The organism is Streptosporangium minutum (genome assembly GCF_002149035.1).
Lineage (GTDB): Bacteria > Actinomycetota > Actinomycetes > Streptosporangiales > Streptosporangiaceae > Streptosporangium > Streptosporangium minutum.
Window position 1 is genome coordinate 1 of the sequence record NZ_NGFP01000425.1, and the last position, 3,816, is coordinate 3,816.

Genomic DNA, 3,816 nt, shown 5'->3' on the forward strand with positions numbered 1-3,816 from the left:
GTCATGCGCCGGCTCCGGCCGCCGGCCGGCGAGATCCCGGTACGGCCTGCGCCGGGCCGCCGGCCATGGCCCCGAGGATGTCGAGGCGGTCGACCACGCCGATCAGCTCCCCGTCCCGTATGACGCGGATCGGCCTGGCCGACTCCATGGCGGCCGGCACCGCGTCGCGGATGACGGTGGACGCCGCGAGCACGGGGCCGTCGAGGTGGTCCTCCCGCAGCGGGGGACGGCAGATCCAGCGCAGCGAGAGCACCTCGCTTCTGGGCACGTCCCTGACGAAGTCGGCCACGTAGTCGTCGGCGGGGGCGCCGACCAGCTCCTCGGCGGTGCCGAGCTGGACGATCGAGCCCGCCCGCATGATCGCGATGCGCTCGCCGAGCTTGAGCGCCTCGGACAGGTCGTGGGTGATGAACAGCATGGTCTTGCCGACCTCGCGGTGCAGGCGGACGACCTCCGCCTGCATGTCCCGGCGGATAAGCGGGTCCAGCGCGCTGAACGGCTCGTCGAACAGGAGCACCTCGGGGTCTGCGGCCAGTGCCCGCGCCAGGCCGACGCGCTGCTGCATTCCGCCGGAGAGCTGGTCGGGGCGGACGTCGTCGGAGCCCTCCAGGCCGACCAGGGAGAGGATCTCCCGGGCCCGCCGGTACCGTCGCGACCGGGGCACGCCCTGGATCTCCAGCCCGTAGGCCACGTTGTCGAGGACCCTGCGGTGCGGCAGGAGGCCGAAGTGCTGGAAGACCATGCTGACCCGGTGCCTGCGCAGGTCCCTGAGCTGGGCGGGGGAGGCGGCCCGCACGTCCTGGCCGGCGATCGAGATCTCTCCGGCGGTCGGCTCGATCAGCCGGGTCAGGCAGCGGACCAGGGTGGACTTACCGCTCCCGGACAGGCCCATCACGACGAACACCTCGCCGGGTCGTACCGAGAAGCCGACGTCCCTGACGGCGGCGACGCAGCCGGTCCTGTCCCGGAGCGCGACCGGGTCGAGCAGCGCGTCGGGACCGCCGAGAACACGCTCCGCCCGGGGGCCGAAGATCTTCCACAGCCCACGGACCTCGATCGCGGCACCGTCGGATGGGGCCACTGTCTCCTCCAAAGCTCGACGCCCGGATTCGGGGGGCTACGGACGTAAGGAGTCAAGATATGGGGGAAATATCATGAATCACAATCATGTGATCTTCTGGAAGTTGCGGCACTTCCACCGCGTTATCGCCTGCTCACCATTCTGGAACGGTGCAAACGGCCATATGGGCATGAGAAATACTTAATAAGAGTATTTGGATGTCCGTAATGAGGATTCCAGTCCGCAAATGGAGCTCCAGATTCTATCCCCTCTGCCTCATAAGTAATCATTTGTGGAGCTGTGTTCGATTGGCCCCATAGGTCGAGATGTGCTCGAATTACCGGGAACCAAGGGAAATTCGGCCAGCGGGTTCGTCCACCGAGAGGCAGCGTTCGGTGAGTACACACAACATCCAGGGTGCGGGGAGCGGGTTGCGCCTGCGGAACTGGCGGGTGCGCTCCAGGCTGGTCGCGCTCATCCTGGTCCCCACCGCCGCGGCGGTGCTGCTCGGCGGAGTCCAGGTCTTCGCCTCCATGCGTGCCGCCGCCGACTACCAGCAGGTCAACGACCTGGCCAGGCTGTCGGACCGGATCGGCGCCCTCACCCACGAGCTGGCCGAGGAGCGCGACCGCACGGCCTGGTTCATCGCCCTCGGCCGCCCGGAGCGCGAGGCGGAGGCCGTGCGCGCCCGGATGAACGCGGTGGACGCCGCGGTGACGCACGCCCGCGACAGCGGCACCCTGCTGCGCAAGGCGGTCACCGGCCGGACCAGGGACGAGATCGACACTGTGCTCACCCGGCTGGACGACCTCGGGCCGCTGCGGGAGCAGGCGCTGAAGTCGACGCTGCTGCCCGACGCCGCCATAGACGCCTACTCCCTGGTGATCGCCGACCTGCTCTCCCTCCACGACGAGCTCGGCAAGGGCAGCGCCGACGACGTGCTGTTCGGTCAGGCGCTGACCCTGGACGCGCTCGCCCGTGCCAAGGAGGCCGCCTCGCTCCAGCGGGCCCTGCTGGCGGTGGTACTGGTCGCCGGCCGGTTCGAGCAGGAACAGATGGAGAGGTTCCTCGGCGCGCTCTCCTCCGAACGCAACGAGCGCAGGACCTTCGCCGCCGAAGCCGGAAGCGAGCGGCGCCGCCTCTTCGACGAGACCGTCAACGGCCGGACCGCCGACCGGGCCGAGTTCCTGCGGGAGCTGGTCCTGCTCCGCGCGGCCTCAGGGGCCTCGCTCAAGGGCCTGGACCTGGCCGAGGCGGACGACGCCGGGCAGTGGTACGACGCGGCGACGGTCACGATCGACCGGATGCGTGACGTCGAGCAGCGCCACGCCCAGGACATCGTCACCCGCAGCCAGGAGCTCGGCGACGCCGAGCAGAGCCGCGCCCTGCTGGTCGCCGGATCGGTCGCCGGCCTCCTGCTGGTGGTGCTGCTGATCACCACCGGGGTGGCGCGCTCGCTGGTCAGGCCGTTGCGGCGGCTGCGCCGGGAGGCGCTGCGGGTCGCCGGCGAGCGGCTGCCCGCATACGTCCAGCAGGTCCGCGAGTCCCGCGACGGCGAGATCCTCGCCGAGGTGCCGCCGATCGGGGTCATGTCCCGCGACGAGATCGGTGAGGTCGCCCGGGCATTCGACGAGGTCCACCGGGAGGCCGTACGGCTGGCGGGTGAGGAGGCCAAGCTGCGCAACACGGTCAACGCGATGTTCGTCAACCTCTCCCGCCGGAGCCAGACGCTCGTGGAACGCCAGCTCACCCTGGTCGAGCGGCTGGAACGCGGCGAGCGCGACGACCAGCGCCTGGCCGACCTGTTCAAGCTCGACCACCTGGCCACCCGCATGCGCCGCAACAGCGAGAACCTGCTCGTCCTCGCCGGGCAGGAGGTGGCGCGGCGCTGGCGGCAGCCGGTCGAGCTGATGGACGTCGTCCGGGCCTCGCTGTCGGAGGTGGAGAACTACGACCGGGTGACGGTCCGGGTCCAGTCCGAGGTCGCCGTGGCGGGACCCGCGGTGAGCGACGTGGTGCACCTGCTCGCCGAGCTGGTGGAGAACGCGGTCTCGTTCTCGCCGAAGGACAGCAGGGTCGTGGTCTCCAGCAGCCGGATCGACGGAGGCGGCGTGATGGTCTCGGTGACCGACCAGGGCATCGGCATGACGCACGAGGAGCTCTCCCAGGCGAACTGGCGCCTGGCCAACCCCCAGGGCGCCGACGCTTCGGTCGCCCGCCGCATGGGCCTGTTCGTGGTCGGCCGCCTCGCGCTCAAACACGGCATCCGCGTCCAGCTCCGCCCCCAGGACACCGGCCTGACCTCCATGGTCCTCCTCCCGGAGGCACTCCTGGCCTCCCTGCCCGCCTCGCCCCAGCCGGTCGTGCCGCCCCAGCCGGTCGTGCCGCTCCAGCCCGCGATGCCCACCCAGGCGGGGACCGGGGCGCCCGCGACCCCCTTCCTGGCGGCGCCCGTCGCACCGGACGCGGCCCCCGTCGCACCGGACGCGGTGGCCGTGCCGCCGCAGGCCAGGGCCCGATGGGCGACCGGGCCGAACGTCTGGAACCCGCCCGCGCGCTCGCGTCCCGCACCGGAGGGCCGGTCCCTCCAACCGCCGTCCAGCCCGCCCGGAGGCCTTCCGGACCCGCCGGAGGCCGCCGCCACCGGGTCGCTGCCCAGGGTGGAGACCTCGGCCCTGGACCCGGAGGAGGACTTCCTGCCGATCTTCGCCTCGGTCGAGTCGGGCTGGTTCCGCATCGTGACCCCCGCCCCCGCC

2 protein-coding genes are annotated in these 3,816 nt (G+C 71.3%); one reads left to right on the forward strand and one right to left on the reverse strand.

The annotated features are described in order from the left end of the window. Position 1: 1 nt before the first annotated feature. Positions 2-1,081 carry a quaternary amine ABC transporter ATP-binding protein gene (locus CA984_RS43030; RefSeq protein WP_086579037.1) on the reverse strand — a complete coding sequence of 360 codons (1,080 nt, stop codon included), beginning with the start codon at positions 1,079-1,081 and terminating at the stop codon, positions 2-4. A gap of 374 nt (positions 1,082-1,455) precedes the next feature. Between CA984_RS43030 and CA984_RS43035 the strand changes: the two genes are divergently transcribed. Then, positions 1,456-3,816 (forward strand): sensor histidine kinase (locus CA984_RS43035; protein ID WP_242676490.1); only part of this gene is annotated, 2,361 nt, incomplete at its 3' end.